The organism is Paenochrobactrum glaciei (assembly GCF_039522165.1).
GTDB lineage: Bacteria > Pseudomonadota > Alphaproteobacteria > Rhizobiales > Rhizobiaceae > Paenochrobactrum > Paenochrobactrum glaciei.
In genome coordinates this window covers 30,431-53,466 of sequence record NZ_BAAADE010000004.1, presented here as the reverse complement: position 1 = coordinate 53,466, position 23,036 = coordinate 30,431, and the positions used below count along the sequence as shown (strand labels likewise).

The 23,036-nt window shown below is 48.9% G+C and carries 17 protein-coding genes; 10 read left to right on the top strand and 7 right to left on the bottom strand.

The window, feature by feature from the left end; all coding sequences use genetic code 11:
• Nucleotides 1-2 precede the first annotated feature (2 nt).
• The 5 genes from ABDZ76_RS11740 to ABDZ76_RS11720 form a co-directional block, all read right to left on the bottom strand.
• The gene (locus ABDZ76_RS11740; RefSeq protein WP_343805694.1) at nt 3-413 is read right to left on the bottom strand and encodes a GntR family transcriptional regulator; all 411 of its coding nucleotides are present in this window, start codon (nt 411-413) and stop codon (nt 3-5) included.
• Between the two features lie 241 nt (nt 414-654).
• The gene (locus tag ABDZ76_RS11735; protein ID WP_343805692.1) at nt 655-3,378 is read right to left on the bottom strand and encodes a TonB-dependent receptor; all 2,724 of its coding nucleotides are present in this window, start codon (nt 3,376-3,378) and stop codon (nt 655-657) included.
• A 109-nt stretch (nt 3,379-3,487) separates the two neighbouring features.
• On the bottom strand, nt 3,488-4,444 hold the full coding sequence (locus ABDZ76_RS11730) for a FecR family protein (protein ID WP_343805690.1): 957 nt from the start codon (nt 4,442-4,444) through the stop codon (nt 3,488-3,490).
• A 25-nt stretch (nt 4,445-4,469) separates the two neighbouring features.
• Entirely contained in the window at nt 4,470-4,979 is a 510-nt protein-coding gene (locus ABDZ76_RS11725) for an RNA polymerase sigma factor (RefSeq protein ID WP_343805688.1), read from the bottom strand.
• Between the two features lie 177 nt (nt 4,980-5,156).
• Nucleotides 5,157-7,514 (bottom strand): helix-turn-helix transcriptional regulator, encoded by a 2,358-nt coding sequence (locus tag ABDZ76_RS11720; RefSeq protein WP_343805686.1) that lies wholly within the window; start codon nt 7,512-7,514, stop codon nt 5,157-5,159.
• A gap of 136 nt (nt 7,515-7,650) precedes the next feature.
• On the opposite strand from ABDZ76_RS11720, the gene ABDZ76_RS11715 reads away from it, so the two are divergent.
• The 10 genes from ABDZ76_RS11715 (at nt 7,651) to ABDZ76_RS11670 (ending at nt 20,847) form a co-directional block, all read left to right on the top strand.
• Nucleotides 7,651-8,679, top strand: a complete 1,029-nt coding sequence (locus tag ABDZ76_RS11715; RefSeq protein ID WP_343805682.1) for an ABC transporter permease — start codon at nt 7,651-7,653, stop codon at nt 8,677-8,679.
• Nucleotides 8,679-9,560, top strand: a complete 882-nt coding sequence (locus ABDZ76_RS11710; protein WP_343805680.1) for an ABC transporter permease — start codon at nt 8,679-8,681, stop codon at nt 9,558-9,560. The genes ABDZ76_RS11715 and ABDZ76_RS11710 overlap by 1 nt, the downstream gene beginning before the upstream one ends.
• A 3-nt stretch (nt 9,561-9,563) precedes the next feature.
• Complete coding sequence (gene nikE / locus ABDZ76_RS11705; RefSeq protein ID WP_343805678.1) at nt 9,564-11,210, top strand: nickel ABC transporter ATP-binding protein NikE; 1,647 nt, start codon at nt 9,564-9,566, stop codon at nt 11,208-11,210.
• An 18-nt stretch (nt 11,211-11,228) separates the two neighbouring features.
• Nucleotides 11,229-12,785, top strand: coding sequence for a hydantoinase/oxoprolinase N-terminal domain-containing protein (locus ABDZ76_RS11700; RefSeq protein ID WP_343805676.1), 1,557 nt, complete (start codon nt 11,229-11,231; stop codon nt 12,783-12,785).
• Complete coding sequence (locus tag ABDZ76_RS11695) at nt 12,778-13,911, top strand: S-methyl thiohydantoin desulfurase family protein (protein WP_343805941.1); 1,134 nt, start codon at nt 12,778-12,780, stop codon at nt 13,909-13,911. Before ABDZ76_RS11700 ends, ABDZ76_RS11695 begins: the two co-directional genes overlap by 8 nt.
• A 40-nt stretch (nt 13,912-13,951) precedes the next feature.
• Nucleotides 13,952-15,562, top strand: a complete 1,611-nt coding sequence (locus ABDZ76_RS11690; RefSeq protein ID WP_343805674.1) for an ABC transporter substrate-binding protein — start codon at nt 13,952-13,954, stop codon at nt 15,560-15,562.
• Nucleotides 15,563-15,626: 64 nt separating this feature from the next.
• On the top strand, nt 15,627-16,703 hold the full coding sequence (locus ABDZ76_RS11685) for an S-methyl thiohydantoin desulfurase family protein (protein WP_343805672.1): 1,077 nt from the start codon (nt 15,627-15,629) through the stop codon (nt 16,701-16,703).
• A 139-nt stretch (nt 16,704-16,842) separates the two neighbouring features.
• A complete protein-coding gene (locus tag ABDZ76_RS11680; RefSeq protein WP_343805670.1) occupies nt 16,843-17,376 on the top strand; it encodes an RNA polymerase sigma factor in 534 nt (177 codons plus the stop codon).
• Nucleotides 17,373-18,332, top strand: a complete 960-nt coding sequence (locus tag ABDZ76_RS11675) for a FecR family protein (protein WP_343805668.1) — start codon at nt 17,373-17,375, stop codon at nt 18,330-18,332. The genes ABDZ76_RS11680 and ABDZ76_RS11675 overlap by 4 nt, the downstream gene beginning before the upstream one ends.
• 106 nt (nt 18,333-18,438) lie before the next feature.
• The gene (locus tag ABDZ76_RS11670) at nt 18,439-20,847 is read left to right on the top strand and encodes a TonB-dependent receptor (RefSeq protein ID WP_343805666.1); all 2,409 of its coding nucleotides are present in this window, start codon (nt 18,439-18,441) and stop codon (nt 20,845-20,847) included.
• 68 nt (nt 20,848-20,915) lie between these two features.
• On the opposite strand, the gene ABDZ76_RS11665 is transcribed toward ABDZ76_RS11670, so the two are convergent.
• Together ABDZ76_RS11665 and ABDZ76_RS11660 are read right to left on the bottom strand one after the other, a co-directional pair.
• Nucleotides 20,916-21,398, bottom strand: a complete 483-nt coding sequence (locus ABDZ76_RS11665; protein WP_343805664.1) for a copper uptake system-associated protein — start codon at nt 21,396-21,398, stop codon at nt 20,916-20,918.
• 23 nt (nt 21,399-21,421) lie between these two features.
• On the bottom strand, nt 21,422-23,020 hold the full coding sequence (locus tag ABDZ76_RS11660) for a copper resistance CopC/CopD family protein (protein WP_343805662.1): 1,599 nt from the start codon (nt 23,018-23,020) through the stop codon (nt 21,422-21,424).
• Nucleotides 23,021-23,036: the final 16 nt, after the last annotated feature.

The window sequence follows — 23,036 nt, the reverse complement described above, 5'->3', positions numbered from 1 at the left end:
GCTTAAAGTTTTTCAATGAAACTTCCGGCAGTTAAGGTTTTTAGCGCCAGCTCAAGCGCCTCAGCCTCTGTTGCGCACGCCGCCTGCGCAATACCAAAAGCACGTTTTAAATTGGGAAACATGGCTGCCAGTTTTTCGCGTTTGTCTGCATCCGGTTCAATGATGAGAAAAGCTAAGCATTTATCAGCAAGCCGGGTTTTATTTTCTTTCAGCCAAGCACCCCGTATTTTTCTGTCAGCATGCGCTTCTTCTGGCTGTTCACCGATAAAAAGCATGACAAATGGTTTTGGGTTGGCGGTCAGGGCATCCATTTCCTGACACCAGCGTTCGCCAAAACCTTCCTTAATTTTATCGCCTAAAAAGCGAACGAATGGATATTCACTGACATCATGGATTTCAAAATTAACAGACATAGAATTTTCCTTTATATCCTATCATCCCATGTTTAATAAACATGAGTTAAAATAACAAGATTAAATATGCAGTGATCAGGACATATTGGAATTTAAGAGCGGAGATACCGTTATAAGAGCAGCAGGTGTTTAAAGGTTCCTGATCTCAAATGAGGTTGCAGCTATTTTTAAGCGACGCTTATTTGAATGATAGATAAAAAAAGTGCCACCGGCATTTTGTTTGCAGGTGGCACTATAAACATCAGAATTTAGCAGTCATGGCCAAGCGGAAGGTTCTGCCCGGTGCGGGCATCAGCGAGGCATTGAGCGCATCCATATAATAACGATCTGTCACATTATCGATGCCTGCATTAAACTCCAGATTATCGTTGTGTTTATAATTCATATAAAGATCAACGATCGTATACGGGTTCCATTTGGAGGCATGCAGCTGGCCGCCCAAATAGCTGTCTTCGCTGCCATCGCCGATACCTTCAACCATACGTTTACCGACATACATAATACGGCTGCCGACAGTGAGTTTTTCTTCCATAAAACGCGCACCCAGATGCAGGGTGAGGGTGTCTTTAGGTGGTACTTGCTGGAGCGTATAACTATTATACAGGCCACCGGCTGCGCATTGTGTGCGCTTGGCAAGCAGTGTGCCGTCTTTGGCACAATACATGGTGTCGATATAATGGTTCCATGAAATGCTGCCAAAATATTGGCCGGTATCATATTCTGCGGTCATCTCAATGCCGCTCATCTTGGCATAATCCAGATTAACCAGCGTCAGATATTCATAGTAAAAACCGGGGAACATTTCTTTGGGCACACCGGTTCGCGTCAGATAGTTTTTGACGTGATTGTTAAAATAGGCCGCATGCAGACGAAGCGTATCATCAGGCAGGAAGACACCATCCGTCAGATAGCTTGTACCAATTTCATAGGACTTGTTGCGCTCAGGCGAAACATTGACCTTATTGCCAAAATCGGAGAACGAGAAGCCTTTCAGGCTTTCAAACGCACTTGGCGAGCGTAAAACGCTGCTGGCTTTACCATAAATGCGCCAGCCATCCAGCGGCTCTACCGTCAAAGTAGCCGTTGGTGACCAGCCTCCGTCGGTGTTTTTGATCTTGTCACCATAAAATAGTTCCTGACCATTCATACCATTTTGCAGACCAGGATTAAGGTCGTAGGATTTATAGTGCGAATAACGCACACCCGGTGAAAATGTCAGCCAGTCCGTCGGCTTCCATTCCGCAGCAATCATCGCATTCCATTCTTCGCGATGTCCTTCACGGCCGGGTCCCAGATCCATATTGTCGGATGGCTTATAGTTATATCCCTTAGGATAACCCAAATCTTCACGCACAAAACCGGCACCATAATTGACCGAAAAATCACCAAAGGCGGTTTCAAAACGTGAGGTGTTGGTGGCACTGATCCCTTTACGTTTGTTGCCACTATACCAAAGAACCGGCGTAATCTGGGTATCGGTTTTCATCGCCGAATTAATTTTCAGCTCCAGATCGGTATAATATGCGTTGATCTTCAAATTGATCAGATCATTATCATCAGGGGAATAATGATATTGTGCTGTATAAGTATCAAGTTCGACATCATTGAGATAGCCCTGATAAGGGCCGCTCGAGAATGTATTCCAGATCTGCGTCGGCATGATTTCGCCGTAAGTGCTGGAGTATTTCATGTAGCCTAATTCAATTTTATGGCCGTTATCAGACGTGTATTTGCCCTTCAGCAACCAGCTTTCGTTGTCGGTGGATGTGTTAAGGACTTCTTCGCCTGCACGATATTGGCTCAAGCCGCCATAGCTGACAGTGGTGCCATAATTGGTCGGCGTCAATATCGGATAGGCAGCATCACTGCCTTGTTTGCCTGCATGATAGTTGCCATTTTTGCGGCGGGCATAAGCGCCAACCACTTCAAAATTTTCTGTACGTGCAGCCAGTGCTACGCTGCCTGAACCGCCGGTCGGGTTCAAAAATGCCGGACGATCCATGCCTCCTGAACCACCAAATGCAGTCGGTAAACTATTATTTGCGTGGCTACCAGCACCGCGAATACCGCCTGCGGTTGAAACGTCAGGCACAGAAGAACTATTCGTATTGAATGCGCCTTTAAGACGGATGCCGATGTTTTTTTCAGGCAGCAAAATATCTTTTGCGCCAATCGTGCTCATACGCACGACACCGCCGATCGCACCATTGGCATCAATACCCGCACTTGGTCCTTTTTCAACCGATACGGAGCCAATAAAATCCGGATCAATATAGGAGCGTGACTGCGCGCCATTATAACCACGATAGACATTGGTTTCTTGTGTCGCACCATCAACAACAACAGGCGCGCGGCCTTGGCCTTGAAGGCCGCGAATATTGACATCAAGCGAACCGGAATTGCGGTTTTCCCCATTAAGCACGCCGGGAATACCGCTTAACAGGTCACCAGGGGATGTGCCTTTGACATTTTCAATTTGTTCCGCAGAGAGATAGGCATGTGAACCGGATGTCGTGTACGGAATATCAGCAGGCGCAACTCCGCTGCTCACTGTGATCGTATTAAGCTGAAGGCTGCCATCACTCGATGTTTGATTACCGACAGGGTTTTCTGATCTTTCCAATACGATGGAGCGTGAACCGGTGGTACGGTACTGCACATCTGTGCCGGTAAGAACATGCGAAACCGCTTGTTCAGCGGTCATTGTGCCGCTTAGCGCCTTGGTTTTTGCACCCGCCGGCAGTTTAAATGCATAAGCAATGCGATAGCCGGAAACCGCACCAATATCGGCCAAGGCTGCGGCAACGGATTTGGAAGGAATGTTGAAGTGATGAGTTTGTGAGGCAGGGGCTGTTTGCGCCTGTGCTGTGCCGGTCATCAGGGCAACCGGACTTAACAATGCAGTGCTGCATAACAGCGTCACCATCAGGTTATATTTATATTTTTCATGCAATGGCTGCGCCATAAACTCATTCTCCGTGCTGAACGGGATAAATCTTGTCCCTATTCTTTAAACGAATGAGCAAATGCAAACCGCAACCAGATTTATAAAAATATGATTAAAACTAGCAAGTTTAATAAATTATGGTCACAAAGGGTATTTGGCGTAAGGCTTTGGCATCAACGGCGGCCGCAATTGTTTCAATTGAGCCTTCAATATCCTGCAAAGAAAAAGTGCCGGAAATTCTTTTACCCCTCAGCGCACCTCTGACATAGAATTTTTCACGGCTATGGCGGGTGAGTGTGGCAACAACATCGGCAACAGGTGCCTGATCAACCACCAAGCGACCAGAAAGCCATGCCAGTGCAAGCTCTGGTTCAACCGGTGTGATTTCGCCGGATTTACCGCCTGAGACTATTATCTGTTCTCCGTGCGACAAGTGCTCAGTTGCACCATCTTGTGCGCCTTGAACCGATACGATGCCTTCTTCAACGACAATGGTGGTTTTATCGGCAATATTATCGACATTGAAACGGGTGCCGATAACGCGGACAGTGTCGCCATTAATATCAATGCTGAAATCCGGTTTACTGCCAGGGGTGACATTGAAAAAAGCTTCACCACGCAACAAGCGCACATGGCGTTGATGTTCATCAAATTGCAGTGCGAGGGCGCTATTGGCTGCCATTTGCACATGCGAGCCATCCGGCAAAGTCACTGAAGTGATAATCTGCGCGCCTGAAACAATATCTGCCTGCAAATTTTCAAGAAAATAAGGATTAATAACCAAGACAGCGAGGCTGGCCGCAATGAGCGAGCCGGATAATGCATATCCACCACGCAGGGAAAAAACATGACGTGCCAAACCGCTGCGCGGTGGTGAAAATTGTGCAACGTGAGTGGCCGGTTGCTCAAGATGAGCCCATAAAACACGCATTTCGTCCCATGCAAGCCTGTTGAGGCGGTGGGCATTCAGCCATGTTTCAAATTCCAGCTCCTCATCAACAGACAACACGCCGCCCGTGCGCTTGGCAAGCCAAAGCGCGGCAATCTCCCGTTGTTCGTCTGTGGGCTGGGTTTTAGCTGTCATTGTTTCCTATATGCAATGAACGATATTATTCTGATAAATCCGACATTCTTTTTTGGCAGTGGCGCATGGCGCGGGCAATATGTTTTTCAACCGCACTGACGGAGATACCATATTTTCGGGCAATGTCAGCATTGGCCATGTTCTGCACACGTCTGAGCAGAAAAATATCGCGCGTTGTAACTCCCAATTCCAGCAATATTTTTTCAAAAGATTGCAGCGATTGTTTGCCTTCCATGATTGTATCCGGCGGTAATACGGATGGCATGATTTGCTCCGTTGCAACCAGTCCCATAATTTCCTGTCTGCGGTGGGCGGTGCGTATATGATCAATCATCGCATTGCGGGTTGAGATATAAAGGATTTTAACTGTTTCATCGGCAGCAGGTTCAGAACCATGGTTCAAAACCTTGCAAAATACATCCTGCACAATATCGGCGGCGGCTTCGCGATCATTGATATTACGGGCAACCCTGTTTTCCAGATGCTTCTGGTGATCTCTGAACAGTGATGCCAGCCGCTGGCTCCAGTTACTCACGAAGAGAAGCTCCCGATATAGCGTAAAGCTATTATAGATGTTGAAACGGCATCAACTGCGGATCAGTTTACCGTTGACAGCACATCAATATAAACCTGTGTTAAATTGTCAAGTTTAACATTGGAAGTTTTAAACCGCTCTTTTATCTAAGCTATAAATTTAGTTTTTTACCTTTTATCAAATCCAGCCTAGGGCAAGTGCTGATTTCAATGCCTCGCTGCGTTTACGGCAACCCATTTTGCGATAAAGATTGCCTAAATGAAATTTTACCGTCACTTCTGAAATGCTCAATGTATGTGCGATGCGTTTGTTGGACATGCCGGAGCCTAGAAGCTGCAACATTTGTATCTCACGTTGTGACAGCCCGCCTTGAATAGCGCGTGCCTGCGGAGAGTCGATGGCTTTGATCAGGACGGTCAGTGCTGTTTGCGCTTCGGGCGATGTTTCAATGAAACTGCGGATACGTTTTTCTTTTAAAAGCGGTGATAAAAAAATCCGCTCTTCAGACAGAACGCCGTAGCAGCCAAGGCGTTTGGTCGTCTGCAAAGTAGAGAGCAGACCGGCGCGCGCTGCCGCTATATCGCCACGCCGGAAGGCAGCAAAACTTAGCCATAATTGCAATGCAACTTTTTCGCGGTTGGTCACTTTAGGATTAACCAGCAAAGCATCCAGCTGTTTGGGCAGATAAGAGCGCGGCGTCCATTGATGCACCGCATCACGCAACCATGTCATAGCGAATGAAACTTCATCGCGGCGACTAATGCGGCTTAACTCATCAATCGCACTTTCCACACCGGTTCGCCCCATCGGCATACGCACGGCTGCCAGCGTCAATGCTGCATCCTGCCAGCGATTGGCATTTTGATAAGCAATTGCAGTACGGATTTCCATCATTGCGTTAAATTGTAAACCTTCCGACAAATGGATCCATAAGTGATCCAGAAAGCCAGGGCGGATGGCAACCGGAAAATTATCAGCCAATATCTGGGACGCATAATGCAGCGCAAACTGCATCAGGCTTGGCCAGATTTCGGCAGCGGCAAAAGCTTCAAACTCGTTATTGACGAACTCAAGCAGATCACGCGGACGACCCGTTTCATAAGCAAGGCACGCTTCTGCAAGCCGTAACATACGAAACTCTTGGGGAACTGGATGTGTAACCTGTTCTAATCGGCTTCTGGCTTCAGTGGCAGCTTGTCGTGCAAGCAGTGCATCGCCATTCATCAAACGCAAGACAATCTGGTGCAAATGAATGAAAAAATCGAGGAGCGGGCGGTCACCACTGCGCTTCAGATACATCAATGCGCGTGCGGCAGCGGCTTCCGCCTCACGAAAATTACGGCGGCGAACTTCAAATTCAAGAATAGAATTATAATAACCAGCCCAGCGGCCATATGCCCGCATCGGGTAGTCGGCCATGAACTCGCCAAGCCCTGCAATCATTGTATCGCTCGGGGTCAAGTCTTCCGAAATCATAAATGTAAGGCGGAAGGTTTTAGCGGTAAAAGAATAACGTGATTTAGCATTCAGCACTTTGAGCGGATCAAGGTAATCTGAGCCCAAATAGCGCATCAAAAGATGGCGTACGCGCTGTAATTCCCCTTGTTTTAGCAAAGTACGCGCAACGGCAAAAAGGACAGTTTCATCTTCGGCCAGCATCTGCGTGGAAAAACGCATAATGATGTCCTGAAACGCCTCTAAATCAGAGTCATATATCAGCTCACGCCCTTGTGCGCGTTTCAAAATTTGTGCAGCTTGATGTTCGTGATGATGGTCTAGTAACAAGCGCATCGCGGCCAGTGGTTGCCCTGCATCTTCCCATGCCTTGGCGGCCTCAAACAGGGCTTCTTCACTATTGAAATCATTGAGCTTATTTTGGACAGCGCGTTTTAAAAGCGCACGTAAAAATTTGTGTTTATTCAAATTTTTCATTAAGGCGGGCGGTAATAAAGAATGCCAGTAAGCACGACTTTCGGTGCTTGGATTATCCAGCCAGATGGAAAGCTCGACAATCTCGCTTGCACAAAATTGCGCTAAAAAAACCTGCTCCAAATAATCAATGCAAAGCTGTTCGTTTGGTTCTTTTGCTAGCACTAAGAACGCAGGCCAATTGGCAAATTCCTGCGAAATCAGGTGTTGCTGCTGTGGCTCAAGCGATTCTAATTCGCTTGGTTTAAAACTGAGTTTATCGGCATCATAAATCGAAACGCCATAATGCAGCCCATGACGCGCTATCCCTTTGATGTGCTGATCGGGGCGACACGCGATAAAAAGCACCGTATTTTCATTCAGCAGATGCGCCGGAATATGCGGTGTTCGTAAGCCTGCCGGCACATCCCATAACAGGCGATTATCTTGAAAATGGCGCTTGTCGGGCTGCGGGAGGGTGCAGATAGAAGCGCCTAAATCCTCCCCTAAAAGCTTCAATAAAACCGTTTTTCCGGCGCCGCTCGGTGCGTGCAGATAGACGGTTTTTGCAGTCTCTTGTGCAAGGCGTTTGCGCAGTAATAAACGGGGGAGAAGCTCTGATGTCATGCGCAAAAGCATAAAGTGCTTTTTATAAAATACCTATACCATTTTTCAAAAAAACTATACTTTTCTGCGGTTGCGCGTCGGGCAACATGCGCAGAAGCTTGGTGCCTGAAATGATGATGCAGAGGAGGAGGCGCCAATGCAGCAACACCCTTTAGTCGCTATTGTGACGAGATTAGGCACTTTCATTCTGGTGATGATTGCCTTGTCGGTCATGATTTTTGTACTGGCACGCGTTGTGCCGGGCGACCCTGCGCGCATGGCTTTGGGCCCTGCCGCAACACCTGAACAAGTTGACGCTCTGCGTTTGTCCATGGGGCTCGATCAGCCGCTGGTCGTGCAATATTTTGATTATATCCGCAAAGCTCTGCACGGGGATTTAGGCATGTCGCTGGTTTCACAGCGTCCTGTCACAACCGATCTGGCAAGCACTGTCCCGGCAACCGTTGAGCTGGTGCTGGTCTCGGTTATTTTCATGTTTCTCGTGGCGATCCCTTTAGGGGTTATCACAGCGCATTACCGTGATCGTGCTTTTGACCATATCGGCCGTGTGCTTTCGCTCACTGGTGTGATTATTCCAAGCTTTTTGTTTGCGATCACGCTGCAATTGCTGGCTGCGCGCTATTTGAATAATTGGCCGATTATTGGCCGTATTGATCATAATCTCGGCTGGACAGGCGGCCCTACCGGCTTTTTGATTGTTGATGGTTTGCTGGCAGGCCGTTTTGATGTGGTGGCAAGTGCGTTTCAGCATCTGGCATTACCGGCATTTGCCCTTTCAATGGCAGGGATCGGCCAGATAACGCGCATCACCCGCTCATCGATGATTGAAAATCAGCGCAAAGATCATGTGCTGACTTTGCAAAGCTTTGGTGTGCCGGAGCGGGTTATTATTTTCCGTTATTTGCTCAAGCTTTCATCCATTGCACCGCTGACCATTATGGGGCTCGAATTTGCATCCCTTATCGGCAATGCTTTTGTGATTGAGATGATTTTTGCATGGGGCGGTTTTGCTTCTTATGGCCTGAATTCCATTTTGCAAAAAGATCTCAATGCCGTCACCGCTGTGGTGCTGGTGGCAGGGCTGTTCTTTATCATTGCCAATCTGATCGTGGATATTCTGATTTCAATCATTGATCCGCGCCTGCGTCATAAGGAGGCTCGCTGATGGCTGAAGTCAAAATGCTTGATGCCAATGATCGGGCTTTAAGTTCCGGCTATATGATGTGGTATCGTTTCAGCCGCAATCCGGCGGCGGTTATCGGCACGCTCATTCTGCTGTCCGTCGTATTCTTGGCAGTGTTTGCGCCATTAATAACGCCTTACCCTAAGCATATTGGTGCAGTGGTGGATTTCCGTGCGCGTCATTTGCCTCCCGATCTGAACCATTGGTTTGGTACAGATAAAGCAGGCCGTGATATCTTTACGCGTACGATTTTCGGGCTTCGTATTTCTTTGCTGCTGGTTATCGGTGTGCTTGGCATTTCTGTGCCTGTTGGTGCGGTGCTGGGTCTTGTTGCCGGATATTTTGGTGGCTGGACAGAAAAATTCATCAGCGGCCTGACCAATGTCATGCTGGCAATGCCGCCATTGGTGATGGCACTGGCTGTTTCCAATCTGCTGGAACCGACTTTGATGAATGCGATGATTGCCATCACTTTGCTGTGGTGGACATGGCACGCACGCCTGATCTATGCGGTTTCAAAATCGGTTGCATCTGAAGATTATATCGAGGCTGCACGTCTTGCAGGTGCTGGCCCGATGCATATTCTCTTCCGTGAAATTTTGCCCAATTGTGTGTCGGTTATCTCGGTCAAAACCACGTTGGATGCGGCTTTTGTCATCCTCTTTGGTGCCACACTCAGCTTCCTTGGTTTCGGGGTCAAACCGCCAATCCCTGATCTGGGTTCGATGGTTGCCGATGGCCGTCAGTTCATGCCGGATTTCTGGTGGGAAGTTTTATGTCCGGGATTTGCCGTTCTTTATGTAACGCTTGGCTTCAACCTGTTGGGTGATGGTCTGCGCGATATGTTTGATGTGGAGAATTGAGCTTTGACAGAACCACTTCTTAAAGTCGAAGGCCTCAATGTTACCTTCACCACTTATGGCCGCAGCCGACAGGTTTTGCGTAATGTCAGCTTTACTGTTGGGGCGGGCGAACGCGTCGCTCTCATCGGTGAAACGGGTTCGGGCAAGTCCGTTACCGCGAAAGCGATAATCGGCACATTGCCGAAGAATGCGCGTATTACGTCAGGCGCAATTCATGTGGAAGGGCGTGATGTTTTCACGATGAACCGCAATGAGCGTGAGGCGCTTAAAGGTTCGGCTTTCTCGCTGATTATGCAGGATCCGCTTTCTTCGTTTAATCCGGTTTTTCGCATCGGCACACATCTGGATGATGTGATGCGCTTTGCGGATAAGCGCAACAGCATAAAATCATCAAAGAAAGAGCGCCGCCAACGCATTGCGGCGGTGCTGAAACGGGTGCAATTGGCTGATACCGAGCGCATCATGAATGCTTATCCGTCGGAACTTTCCGGCGGTATGCGCCAGCGTGTGCTGATTGGTTTGGCTTTGTTGCATCAGCCGAAACTGCTGATTGCCGATGAGCCGGGCACGGCACTGGATGTGACGACGCAGGATGAAATCCTCAATCTGATCAATCAGCTGGTTGCTGAAGAAAATATGGCATTGCTGATGATTACCCATAATCTCGGTGTGGTGCGTAAAGTCGCCGACCGTGTGGTGGTGATGCATCACGGCGATATTGTTGAAACGGGTCAATGCAACGATATTTTGCTTAATCCGCGTGAGGAGTATACGCGCTCGCTTTTGGATGCAGTGCCACCACTTTATGGTGACAAGGTCACCACAATTGCGCAGGCAACGGGCAAGCCGATTATCACTATCGACAAACTCAATAAAATTTACGGGCGCCGCGCTGGCTATCATGCGGTGCGTGATGTCAGCCTCACCCTTAAAGAGGGCGAAATTTACGGGCTTGCCGGTGAATCCGGCTCGGGTAAAACCACTGTTGCCCGTATCATCATGGGGTTGTCACAGCCAACTACCGGCGATGTCACCATTCATGCCCCAAAGCCTGAACGTGGCAAAAGACTGACCCAGATTGTCTATCAAAATCCGGGCACATCTTTGAACCCGAAACGAACTGTGCGCCAGACACTGACCCTGCCATTGAAATCCATTGGCATGGAGAAAGTACGGCTTGAGGCACGGCTGGAAGAGCTGATGCAGCTTGTTCGTCTGCCGCAATCCTATTTGGCCAAATATCCGCATGAATTGTCAGGTGGCCAGAAACAGCGCGTGGCGATTGCCCGTGCGCTGGCTGCTGAACCGAAAATTCTGATTTTGGATGAGCCGACAGCAGCGCTTGATGTGTCGGTGCAAAAGACGGTTATCGACCTGCTTTTGCAGCTTCGTGAAGAGCTGGGGCTTACCTATCTGATGATCTCGCATGATCTGTCTTTGATGCGCAATTTCTGTTCACGCATTGCCATCATGCTACGGGGTGAACTCGTGGAGGAGGGTGCAACGGCTGAGGTCTTTAGCCAGCACCAACACCCTTATACCCGCGCACTGATTGCCGCCATTCCGGTGGTGACAGACGCGGAAGAGAGCCTGAAACCAACTGTGACCGAGGAAGAGCGCATGCAATTCCTTGTAAAAACAACCGATTGATTGGAAGAGGAAGCTAGCGTGTATCGCGTTGGAATCGATGTTGGCGGCACCAATACGGATGCTGTCGTTTTACAGGATAATAAGGTTCTGGCAGGGGTGAAGGCCTCTACCACGAAAGATGTAACCTCGGGTGTTATTCAGGCACTGGAAAAAGTGATTGAAGCTTCCGGTATTGATCGCAGCCGTATCGGCGCGGTGATGATCGGAACCACGCATTTCACCAATGCGGTGATTGAACGCCGCCATATGGATGAAGTGGCAGCCATCCGCTTAGGTTTGCCATCCGGTGCGGGGCTGCCGCCAATGGTGGATTGGCCGGATGATTTGCGTGAGATTGTTGGCAATCATGCCTATCAGGTGAAGGGTGGCTATGAGTTTGACGGCCGTGAAATCTCGCCGCTTGATGAAGATGCGATCATCCGCATCGCCGGTGAAATTCGCGCCAAGGGCCTGAAAGCAGCTGCCGTAACCGGTGTTTTCAGTGGCATCAATGACACGATGGAAGTTCGCGCCAAAGAAATATTGCAAGAACATTGCCCGGGGCTTCCGGTTGTGATGTCCAAAGATATTGGCCGCCATGGTTTGCTGGCGCGTGAAAGTGCAGCGATTATGAATGCGAGCCTGTTGTCACTGGCTGATCACACCGTGGAAGCTTTCGGCAAAGCTTTGCGCAGCGCCGGTATTAATCGCCCATTCTATATTACCCAAAATGACGGCACCTTGATGGCTGCCGATGTGGTGCGGGCATTTCCGGTTCTGACCTTTGCTTCGGGGCCAACCAACTCTATGCGCGGTGCTGCATTCCTCACCGGTCTTAAAGATGCGGTTGTGGTGGATATTGGCGGCACGACAACCGATGTTGGTTCGCTTTCGCATGGCTTTCCGCGTCAGGCTTCCACAACGGTTGATATTGGTGGCGTGCGCACCAATTTCCGTATGCCGGATGTGTTTTCCATTGGTCTTGGCGGCGGCTCTTTGGTGGTCGAAAAAGAAGATACAGTTACGGTTGGCCCTAAATCTGTCGGCTACCGCGTGGCGGAAGAAGCTTTGTGCTTTGGCGGTTCGACATTGACAGCAACTGATATTGCGGTCGCAACCGGCAAAACTGATATTGGCGATGTTTCACTGGTGAAAAAGCTTGATGAAACATTGATCGACAAAGCATCCAAAAAAATTGACCAGATGCTGGAAGCCTGTGTTGAACGCAGCCGCATCTCATCAGCGCCTGTGCCGGTGATCGCCGTTGGTGGCGGTTCAATTTTGATGCCGGAAAAGGTTGGCGAACTGAATGTGATCCGTCCGGAAAACTTCTCGGTTGCCAATGCAGTTGGTGCAGCCATTGCTCAGATCAGTGGTGAAACCGACCGTATTTTCACCCTTGTTGAAGGCCGCACTCGTGAAAGCTCATTAGCCGAAGCTGAAGCTGAAGCACGCGAAAAGGCAATTGCTGCCGGTGCATTGGCTGAAACTTTGGAAGTGATTGAACGTGAAGATATGCCGCTTGCCTATCTGCCGGGCAATGCCACCCGCATTCACGTGAAAGTTGTTGGAGAGATGGGAAGCTATGATGCCTGAGGCTCGCAAATTGAAATATGATGAAGCAGATTTACGCGTTCTGACGCGGGAAGATCTCGACGCACTGGAAATCGGTTCGGGCATTTTAGGCACTGGCGGCGGCGGCAATCCTTATCAGGGCAAATTGCTTGCACTTGAAGCTATGAAGGAAGGCTATGAGCTGAAAATTCTGGCAACTGACAAAATCGAACCGGATGCGCTCTGCATGTCGATCGGCGGTATTGGTGCGCCGGTTGTCGGTGTTGAGCGTCTGCGTGAAGGGCGCGAAGGTGTGCGTTGTCTGCGCGCAATGGAAGAGCTGATCCGCACCTCTATTGATGCTGTTGTCTGTGAAGAAATCGGCGGCGCTAACTCGATGAACCCGCTTGTCACAGCGGCACTTGGTGGTTTGCCAATCCTTGATTGTGACGGTATGGGACGTGCATTTCCTGAAATGCAGATGACCACTTTCTCGATCTATGGTCATAGTTCAACACCATCCGTCATGTGTGACTTGCACGGCAATTCGGTGATTTTCAGCCATGCGGCATCAGAAGTCTGGCACGAGCGGATGGCGCGCGCCTGTGTGGTGGCACAAGGTGGTGGCGCAATGCTGGCAACAGCACCGATGCAGGCACATTACGTGCATCAATATGCCATTCCGAAAAGCTACACCAAGGCAATTGCTTTGGGTGAAGCGGTTATCAAAGCTCGTAAATTGCAGGAAGACCCGATTGCTGCCATTTGTGCGCTTGAAGGTGGCCGTCGTATTTTCAACGGCAAGATTACTGACCTAAAGCGCCATTTGCGCGGTGGTTTTGCGGTGGGTGATATTGCACTTGCCGGTTTTGATGAATGGAGCGGTGAAACGGCTGATGTTGCCATTCAGAACGAGTTCCTGATTTTCCGTCGTGAAGGCAAAGTGGAAGTCTGCGTACCGGATCTCATTGTGCTCTTGGATGTTGATACCGGTTATCCGATCACCACGGAAATGCTGCGTTATGGCCAGCGTGTCGCTGTTGTTGCCATTCCTTGCCATGATCTGCTGCGCACAGAGCGTGCTTTGGAAGTGGTTGGCCCTTCAGCCTTTGGTTATCCGGAAATTCAATTTTCACCGATGCCCGCCTTCAACCCGAAAGTTGATTAACAAAAAGCGGGACAACCCGCATCACAGAGGAGGAATTTTTATGAAAAATACGATCCGCAAATCACGCCTTGCAGCGCTTTTCTTAAGCGCTGCCATTGCAGCGCCGACTTTAATGGCGCCAAGCCTGATGTCGACAGCATCAGCCGCCGATAAAGTGTCTATCGCTGTTAATACAATGCAGATTTTCAGCTCGCTCGATCCGGCTAAAGTCACAGACTATACCGGCTATATGGCGGTGGTGAATATGTATGACGGCCTGACCACAGTCAGCCCGTCCGGTGAAATTGTCCCGCATCTCGCTAAATCATGGGATGTGTCAGAAGATGGTCTGACCTATACCTTCCATTTGCGCGATGATGTGAAGTTTCAGGACGGCACAGCGGTTAAAGCGTCCGATATCGCCTGGTCAGTTCAGCGCTTGGTTGGTATCAATAAAGGCCCGTCCAATCTGATCGTTGATCTGCTGAAGCCAGAAAACATCACTGCACCGGACGATCATACTGTTGTTTTCAAACTTGATCGCCAGTTCTCGCCATTTATGGCGGTAACACCAATTATGGTGGCACTGAATGAAAAGCTCATCACGGCCAATGCGGCAAGCGATGACAAATGGGGCGAGGCCTATGTCGGCGAACATTCTGCCGGTTCAGGCCCTTATTCATTGGTCAGCTATAACCGTTCGGCAGATATGGTTATCACCCGCAATCCGGATTATTTCCTTGGCTGGAATAAAGGCACGCCGATTGATCAGGTGCGTTTTGTTCAGACCAGCGACGATGCAACCGTTAAAGCTTTGGCTGAAAAAGGCGAGCTTGGCCTGACATCACATGGCCTTGGCAATGAAACATATGAATCCATTGCCCGTATGCCAGGTTATAAGCTGTTGCAGACCCGCACAGCCGGTGGTTTCATCATCAAGCTGAATACCCAGACCTACCCAACCGATGATGTTCATGTCCGTCGCGCCATTGCCTATGCCACGGATTACCAGACCATTCATGAAATCATCTATCCGGGTTTTGATATGCAGGGGCCATTGTCCCAGACATTCAAAGATGCCCATAATGATGCGATTGAACCGGGTGTCTTCGATCTTGAAAAGGCAAAAGAAGAACTGGCAAAATCCAAATATGCCGGTCAGGAAATCAAGCTGGTTAACAGCTATGTCGCTTCCCTTGCTTTTGAAGCAGAAGTAGCGCTGATGATGCAGGCCAATCTTGAACAGATCGGCATCACGCTTGATATTAAGCCGGAGCCATGGAACCGTATTGTTGAATTGTCGTCAAAGCCGGAAACGACACCAGCTTCCACGCAGGTGAATATGTCGCCGACCTATCCGTCACCGGATGCGATGTTCTACAACCAGTTCCATTCCAAAGCATCCGGCACATGGATGTCGATGGAATGGCTGCAAAATGCAGAAGTTGACGGCTTAATCGACAAGGCACGTGCCACAACGGATGTGGCCGAGCAAAATGCAATTTATAAAGAATTGCAGCAGAAAATCGTCGATTTGCAGCCGGATGTATGGGCTGTAGCACCAAACCGTCGTTTGGGTGCAAGCAAATGTCTGCAAGGCTATCAGTTCATTCCGATGCAGAGCTGGGATTTGAACTTCTCCAGTTTCCATTGGGATTGCACCAAAGACTAAGCGACTTTGATCAGGCAGGCTCCGTTCTTATGGAGCCTGTTTTTTGCATAAAAACAGGTGAACTATGCTTCAAGACTTTGCTTTGGAAGATATTGAGCCGCTGGCAACAGGCGCATGGATTTTAGGCACAGGTGGCGGTGGTAATCCTTATCTCTCAACCCTGAATTTGCGCCGTCTCTATGAGCAGGGCAAACGCGTTCAGATTATGGATCCGATGGATCTTGATGATAACGATATGGTGGCCGTTGTTTCCAAAATGGGTGCACCACTGGTGGGGCAGGAGCGCTTGGGCGATCCGGCACATCTGGCGCGCGCAGTTGAGGTTATGGAAGATTATTTGGGCAAGAAATTTCGCGCTGTTATGAGTGTTGAGATTGGTGGATCCAATGCTTTATCATCCTTTTTGACCGGTGCGATGCTTGATCGTCCTGTTGTCAATGCCGATGCGATGGGACGTGCTTATCCGGAAGCGCAAATGACCTCTTTTGCGATTGGTAATTTGCCAATGTATCCGCTTTCCTTGGTTGATGTGCGTGACAATGAAGTGATTGTAACGAAAGCCGCATCATGGAAATGGATGGAGCGGGTTTCACGTTCTGTCTGTACGGAAGTAGGTTCAACCGCTGCTACCTGCAAAGCCCCGCGTACCGGGCGCGAAGTAAAAGAATGGGGCATCCATTATACGGTTACAAAGGCTACCGAGCTTGGCCGTGCCGTTATCAATGCGCGTGCCCGTCATGATGATCCGGTTCAGGCCGTGCTTGATCATGAAAGTGGAAAATTACTGTTCAAAGGCAAGATCGTTGATGTTGCCCGCGAAACAACTGGTGGTTTTCTCCGTGGCCGTACCCTCATTGAAGGCATTGATGGTGATAAAGGCTCGGTGATGGAGCTAACCTTCCAAAATGAATGGGCGGTTGCCTTTAAAGATAAAGAAGCGGTGGCAATGACACCGGATTTGCTTTGTTTGCTTGATACCATGTCTGGTAGTGCGATTGGCACAGAGTCTGTGCGTTATGGCCAGCGTGTAAGCGTGATTGCATTACCTGCGCCAGAGCTTTTAACCTCGCCAGCGGGCATTGCGGCCGTTGGCCCACGCGCCTTTGGCTATGATCTGGATTTTAAATCCGTTTTTGCATGAAAAATACCCCTCTGCCATCATGGATGGTAGAGGGTATAATTCCTATGCGCTATATCTTGCATTAAATACTCATGTTTATTAAAAGCCATATAGTTTGAAAATAGCAGCTAATAGGGCTGCCGTGGAAATCTGTGGCATTATGATGTGGGATATCGCTTCTTTGTTTCGAAGCTATAGTGGCGATCTGCAACGTTTTTTACAGCGTCGCGGCTCAACTCATGATGTTGCCTGCGATCTGACACAAGAAGCGTTTTTACGGCTAATAACTTCGCAAAAGAAGGATGTGCCATCAGCGCCACTTCAAAATCACAAAGCTTATCTCTACCGTATTGCGGCCAATTTACAGATTGATTATGCGCGTCATTTAAAAACCATGCCGCTTACGGCTTATGACAGTCTTTTAAGTGAAACGCTGGCAGATCATGCCCCACTGGCTGATGATATTCTCATATTCAATCAAACCATGCGTCTTGTTGAGCAAGCTTTGGCAGAAGTACCCGACGCTGTGCGTCAGATTTATTTTTTACGGCTTGATGGTTTCACTTTCGCAGAAATTTCCGCTCAATTGGAAATCCCTTTGCAAACCGCCTATAGCCAATGGGGTCGTGTAATGATGCATCTGCAATATCGTTTGCAAAGCACAAATCTTTCCCCCAAAGGGCGCAAATCATGAAAGCCTGTGATTTTAACGATCAGAGCTGGAGCAGTGAGGCCGAGCAAGCCATTGATCCGCTGATGAAGGAGGCCATTCACTGGCTCTCGAAATTAAGTGACGTGCAGGCCGATGAAACGACATTGGCCGCACATCAAAATTGGCTCGTAATCAGTGCGGAACATGAGCTTGCCTATGCTGAGGCTGTCAGGATGTGGGGCAATCTTGCCCATTTAAACACATTGCAGCAGCATCAGAAAAAGACTGCAAAACTGAACCGCAGGCGTTTCGGGCAATTGGCGCTTTTTGCTGTTTTGGGTGGCGGGGCTGCTTATAGCTGGATGAAAGTCAATGATTATGACTATGTCACGGCTGCCGGTGAAATACGTCTGATTGATTTGCCCGATGGTTCGCAAATTCAAATGGCAGGTGAAACAGCTATTTCCGTTCAGTTTACACCGCATATGCGCCAAATTACCCTTCACCATGGTGAAGCCTATTTTACTGTTGCCCGCCACGCTCTGGAATTTGTTGTCGAGGCAGCAGAGGCACGTATTACCGCACTTGGAACGCAGTTTAACGTCAGGCTGTTAAAAGAACAGGCAATCGTTATGGTCACCGAGCATGCGGTGCGTGTTGACTATGCCCGTCACTCAGCAAAAGTCACCGAGGGCGAAAAACTGCATTATGCTGGCAATGCCATCAGTCTGCCGGAAAGGGCAGATAGTGAGACAGAGCTGGCATGGCGCAGTGGAAAACTGATCTTTATCGCGCGGCCGTTTTCGGAAGTTTTACAAGAGCTTAATCGCTGGAGCCCAGAGCGGTTACGTTTAATGGATGGGCGCTTGGCAAACCGACCTGTAACATTGATCATCAACATCAGCGATATCGGGGATATTGTGCCGCAATTATCGCAGGCTTTGCCGATCAGTACGCAATATGTGCCGTTTTTAGGTACGATGATTTATAGTTCCTGAGCAGCATTTAAAAATATTTTTAAATATATGACTCTTTTTATCATAAAAATCGATGGCCGTTCCGTCTTGTATCCGAGACTGAGATTTTGACCTCCGGAGATATAAGATGCCTGCCCATAAACAATATCGTGCAGCCGTATATGTTGGCCAGCTGCATAATGGCATGATGGTAAAAGCACTATTGTGCTCGGTAGCATTTGTTGCATTGGCGCTCCATGCCAGCCCTGTAAAGGCGCAGGAGACACAAGCACGCTTGGTTCAGGCAAACAAGCTCACCCAGTTTTCGATTGCCGAGCAGCCGCTGGCATCCGCTATTGTTAAATTTGCGACCCAAAGTGGCTTGAATATTATGGCTGATGGTACATTGCCATCGTCCATTCAGGCGCAAGCTGTGCAGGGAAAAATGTCGGCTCGTGAAGCTTTGATGCAAATGCTGAGCGGCACCGGTTATAGTTTCAAACAAAATGGGACGCGCTCTTTTACTTTGATCCGTCAGGAAGCAAATAATCTGGAAGATGGTGATGCCAGTGCTCTGCAATTGGAGACAATCACCGTCACAAGACCGGGTTCCACCGTGAGCGGATTGGTGGGGGACTACGAGAGTGCTTATCGCACCACAGAAGCTGTTTCGAGCACTGATGGTGAAACTTTGCAGCAAAGAAATGCTGGCAATATTGATAATGCCTTGCGTTCTGCACCAGGCACTTTCACCCGCAAAGCAATGTCCGGTGCCGGTGTTGCTGTCAATATTCGCGGCATGGAAGGTTATGGCCGCGTTAATATGATGATTGATGGCGCACGACAAAATATCCGTGTGATGGGACATGGCGTGTCCGGTGGCTCGACTTTTATCGATACCGATTTGCTGGCTGGTATGGATATCGGCCGTGGAGCACTGGGCGGAGCCGCAGGCATTGGTGCTCTGGGCGGCGCTGCAAATTTCCGTACCATCGGCATTGATGATGTGATTTTACCGGGACATTCATATGGTGCAATGACAACCATTAAATATGGCAATAATGCCTATGACTGGTCAAAGCTTATTGCCGGCGGCATGCGCATGGATGGTGTTGGCATTATGGGCGCCTTCAACCGCCGTGACAGCGGCGCGCCGCTCTCTGGTGTTGATGAGAAGGGCAACCGCTTAAACAACAATAATATGATTGAAGACCTGAAATCCGGTCTGGCAAAGCTGGAAATGGGTGACGGGCAAGATCACAAGCTGCTTTTGGGCGGGATTTGGTACGATAATGTTTCTGCCATCCGCGGTGAACCGCAAGATTACCGCAACCAAACCTATACGGCACGCTATAATTATACGCCTGATAGCGATCTGATTAACTTAAACGTCAATGCTTTTTATAATGATGCGCGGGTGCGCTTTGTTGAAGGCAATTACAAAGGTCAGTTTAATCGGGATAAAGGCAAAGGCATTGATATTACCAATAATAGCCAGTTTGCGCTTAGTGAGGATATCGGCCTGAAGCTTACCACTGGTGGCGCCTATTATCATGATGATGTAACCACTGGCCAGTCATGGGGCACGGGTGGGCCGGGTGATGGCACGCAAGCTATTAGCAGCCTGTTTGCAGACGCGACTTTCTCCTATGGCATGTTTGATTTGAAGACCGGTTTCCACTTCGATCATTTTCGTTTGAACGGCGATATTGCTAAAAAAGTAAATGGCAAGCTGATCACTGAAAATGTCAAACTAACGCAATCAAGCTTTAATCCGCGCGTCACCGTAGCAGTTAATCCGCTTGATGGCTTACAGTTCTATACTACTTATGCCAAAACTTTCCGGCCACCAAGTGTGACCGAAACTTTCTTTCCGGGTGCCCATAGTGCAACGCCATCCGATATTTCGCCCAATCCTGATCTGGAAGGTGAAACCAGCAAGGGCTGGGAATTCGGCGTTAATGTCATCGAAAAAGACCTGCTGACAGCCGATGATAAGTTGCTGCTGAAGGCCAATTATTTCAACAATAATGTTGAAAATTATATTACCTCCGGTGTGTTTTCGATGTCGAATATGCCAGGCTTGAAGTTTATCAATGCACCTGGAAAAACCCGGATCAACGGCTTTGAACTGGAAGCTAATTATGATAGCGGCTTCATTTTTGCCGGACTTGCTTATTCGAAAACAAAGACGCAGCTGCCTTATGGTATGTGGTCGGGTGATTATGGTGTTGGTGCTATCAACAATCTGCCGGATTCAACCTTAACCGTCAGTGCTGGTTTCCGTGCTTTGGATGAGAAACTGACAATTGGTGGTCAGATACGGCGTATCGGTAAGAGTAAAGCGTTAAAGCCGCCTTTTGGACCGGCACTCGTCGATGTGGACAGCTACACACTGGCGGATGTTTTTGCGTCTTATAAATATAATGAAAACGCAACATTCTTCGTCAACATCGAGAACCTGAGCAATGTGGCCTATAAACCGGCACAATATATGGACACCCGCAAATTAGGGCGTGGCCGCACAGTTATCGGCGGAATGACTTTACGTTTTTAATGTTCTGAAACCTTGTTTCTGCTGTCTGTCTTATAGGGCAGACAGCAGAAAAATCAGTGCAGATAGTTTTAATGATGACCTTCAACCGGTGGATGGCTACCGTCTTCATTCATCATCATAACCCCGTCAAATAAAGAAAATTTTTGCACCTGAGCGGGGTCAAGTTTTGCTTCAGCCTCGGCAATCGATTTTGACATTTTTTCTGCCTGTTCGGCAGTCAATCCAAATTGTTGCAGCGCTTTTGCTTCACGCAAAGCGTCACCGCCACAAAGAACAATATGCCAATTGCCTTTATGGCGGCGCATCAGCGCACGCCCTCCGGTTTCACCCTGTGCCCATCCTGTTACGGCAATATCACCTTCGATAATAACGGGATCGACGGTCAGGCGTTGTTCAGGTTGGTCAAACATATCCATCAAAATATGTTTGATAGCTGTGGTTGCTTCAGTTGTTTCAGAGGCATATGCCGTTGCTAATTGAACGCTGGAAATGCCGCAGAGAATGACGGCACCTATCAGGAAATGCTTCAAGCTTTGCTTTAACAACATCATTATTCCTTTTAGCGATGAGCGCTTTATGGCCGGATTTGAATGTTTTCCTCAATCCGTGCGAGTTCGAAATCATTGATGAGAATATCAAGCCGGATTTTCCAAGTGCCTGCCAAAGGTAGCAATACGTCGGTGGCTTCCCAACTGCCATTTTCTGTTTTAACCGCTTTTCGGCGAAATGGTTCGATACCTGCAACCGGATTGGAAAAAACAAAGGTTACTTCCTGTGCCTCAAGGGCTGCAAAATCACCATCCATCAAAACAGCCGAGACGACGACAGAACCAGTGCGACCCGGTGTGACAGCAACATCTGCCATGGCTTTATCCGTGTGGATATGCACAGTTGCAGGCTGTGCCGCAGCAATAGCGATAGAGCGCGGAGGAGGCGTAAAGCGCCAGCCTGAAGCAATACCGAAAATGACGAGAACTAACAGTGTTTCGACAATAATGGCACGTGCAAGCTTTTTACGCGCAGTACTATCATTCTTCACCACCGGCTCAGTGAGTTTCCAGCGATTATAGGCTGCCAATAAGAACAGCACAAACAGCACTGCCAATTTGGCAAGGAGCAGCTGTCCGTAGGCGGTTTCAAGCAAAGCTAAGGGTTGCTGAACCTGGATTACGGCCAATGTTACGCCCGCAATAATTAAGATCAAAAGAGCGTAAGGAATAAAGCTTGAAAACCGACGCAAGCCATCAATTGTGTCACTGTTGTTACGATAAAGCGCTGTGCTTAACGGGATGAGAGCGCCCACCCATAATGTTATGGTCAAAGCATGGAAAAAAACGGCAGGACGGGTGAGCCATTGCGGCTCGGCAGCACTGGCGTGCCCCGACAGTGCAAGAGCTCCGGCACCCGCAATCACTGCGATGAGTGATAAAAATTTCGCGGTCTTTTTGCTACTGACGCTGAGCGCAATGAAGGCTACAATAATGGCGAACAGCAACAAAATAACAGTTTGACCATAGCTGGTATTATAGGCCGTTTCCCAAACGCTGAGATCAAAAAAGTCGGCAAATCCTACGCCAAGCGCGTCCAAGCCTTGCAACCCCAGCGATAAAGCCGTGACAACAAAACCTATACTTAGAATAGCTTGCATTAACCGACGTGCCGGTCGCTGAGCCGGCCACAACCAATAAACAGCAAACGCACCGCCGATGCCGATAAAAAGCGTGATATAAAGAATAAGCTTGGCCAGCCAGACAGCAGTGCTGACTTTTAAATCACTGGTCTCAGTTAACTCTGGCGGGGCAGCACTTGCCGCGCCGATAGAAAAGATAACCGATCCGCCAACCGGATGACCGTCTGATGAAACCACACGCCATGTAAGCACGTGGGTGCCGTCATCCAGTTTGTTTGGCGCCACAATTTTCACCGTCTGGTCATGAAGCGCAAAGTCGGTCAATACGCTGGCTGACCCGTCAGGCCGGATGAGTTTGAGGGTAAGGGGCGATACAGGCTCGCTGAAAGATAAGCTAAAACTTTGCGGGGCAGTATCAACGACCGAGCCATCTGCAGGTTCGGTGCCGGTAAGAGAGGCATGCGCCGAAACCAGCGATGTTAACGCCAGCCAAAAGAACACGCTCAGTGTCAAAAACCGTCTAATCGAGTATAAAAAATTCATTCGGCGCATGAGTTCC

Bases quoted from the DNA above. Each gene is read 5' to 3' on its own strand.
- ABDZ76_RS11740 (WP_343805694.1), bottom strand. From the start codon at position 413: ATGTCTGTTAATTTTGAAATCCATGATGTCAGTGAATATCCATTCGTT.
- ABDZ76_RS11735 (WP_343805692.1), bottom strand. From the start codon at position 3,378: ATGGCGCAGCCATTGCATGAAAAATATAAATATAACCTGATGGTGACG.
- ABDZ76_RS11730 (WP_343805690.1), bottom strand. From the start codon at position 4,444: ATGACAGCTAAAACCCAGCCCACAGACGAACAACGGGAGATTGCCGCG.
- ABDZ76_RS11720 (WP_343805686.1), bottom strand. From the start codon at position 7,514: ATGACATCAGAGCTTCTCCCCCGTTTATTACTGCGCAAACGCCTTGCA.
- ABDZ76_RS11715 (WP_343805682.1), top strand. From the start codon at position 7,651: ATGCAGCAACACCCTTTAGTCGCTATTGTGACGAGATTAGGCACTTTC.
- ABDZ76_RS11710 (WP_343805680.1), top strand. From the start codon at position 8,679: ATGGCTGAAGTCAAAATGCTTGATGCCAATGATCGGGCTTTAAGTTCC.
- ABDZ76_RS11695 (WP_343805941.1), top strand. From the start codon at position 12,778: ATGCCTGAGGCTCGCAAATTGAAATATGATGAAGCAGATTTACGCGTT.
- ABDZ76_RS11690 (WP_343805674.1), top strand. From the start codon at position 13,952: ATGAAAAATACGATCCGCAAATCACGCCTTGCAGCGCTTTTCTTAAGC.
- ABDZ76_RS11685 (WP_343805672.1), top strand. From the start codon at position 15,627: ATGCTTCAAGACTTTGCTTTGGAAGATATTGAGCCGCTGGCAACAGGC.
- ABDZ76_RS11680 (WP_343805670.1), top strand. From the start codon at position 16,843: ATGATGTGGGATATCGCTTCTTTGTTTCGAAGCTATAGTGGCGATCTG.
- ABDZ76_RS11675 (WP_343805668.1), top strand. From the start codon at position 17,373: ATGAAAGCCTGTGATTTTAACGATCAGAGCTGGAGCAGTGAGGCCGAG.
- ABDZ76_RS11670 (WP_343805666.1), top strand. From the start codon at position 18,439: ATGCCTGCCCATAAACAATATCGTGCAGCCGTATATGTTGGCCAGCTG.
- ABDZ76_RS11665 (WP_343805664.1), bottom strand. From the start codon at position 21,398: ATGATGTTGTTAAAGCAAAGCTTGAAGCATTTCCTGATAGGTGCCGTC.
- ABDZ76_RS11660 (WP_343805662.1), bottom strand. From the start codon at position 23,020: ATGAATTTTTTATACTCGATTAGACGGTTTTTGACACTGAGCGTGTTC.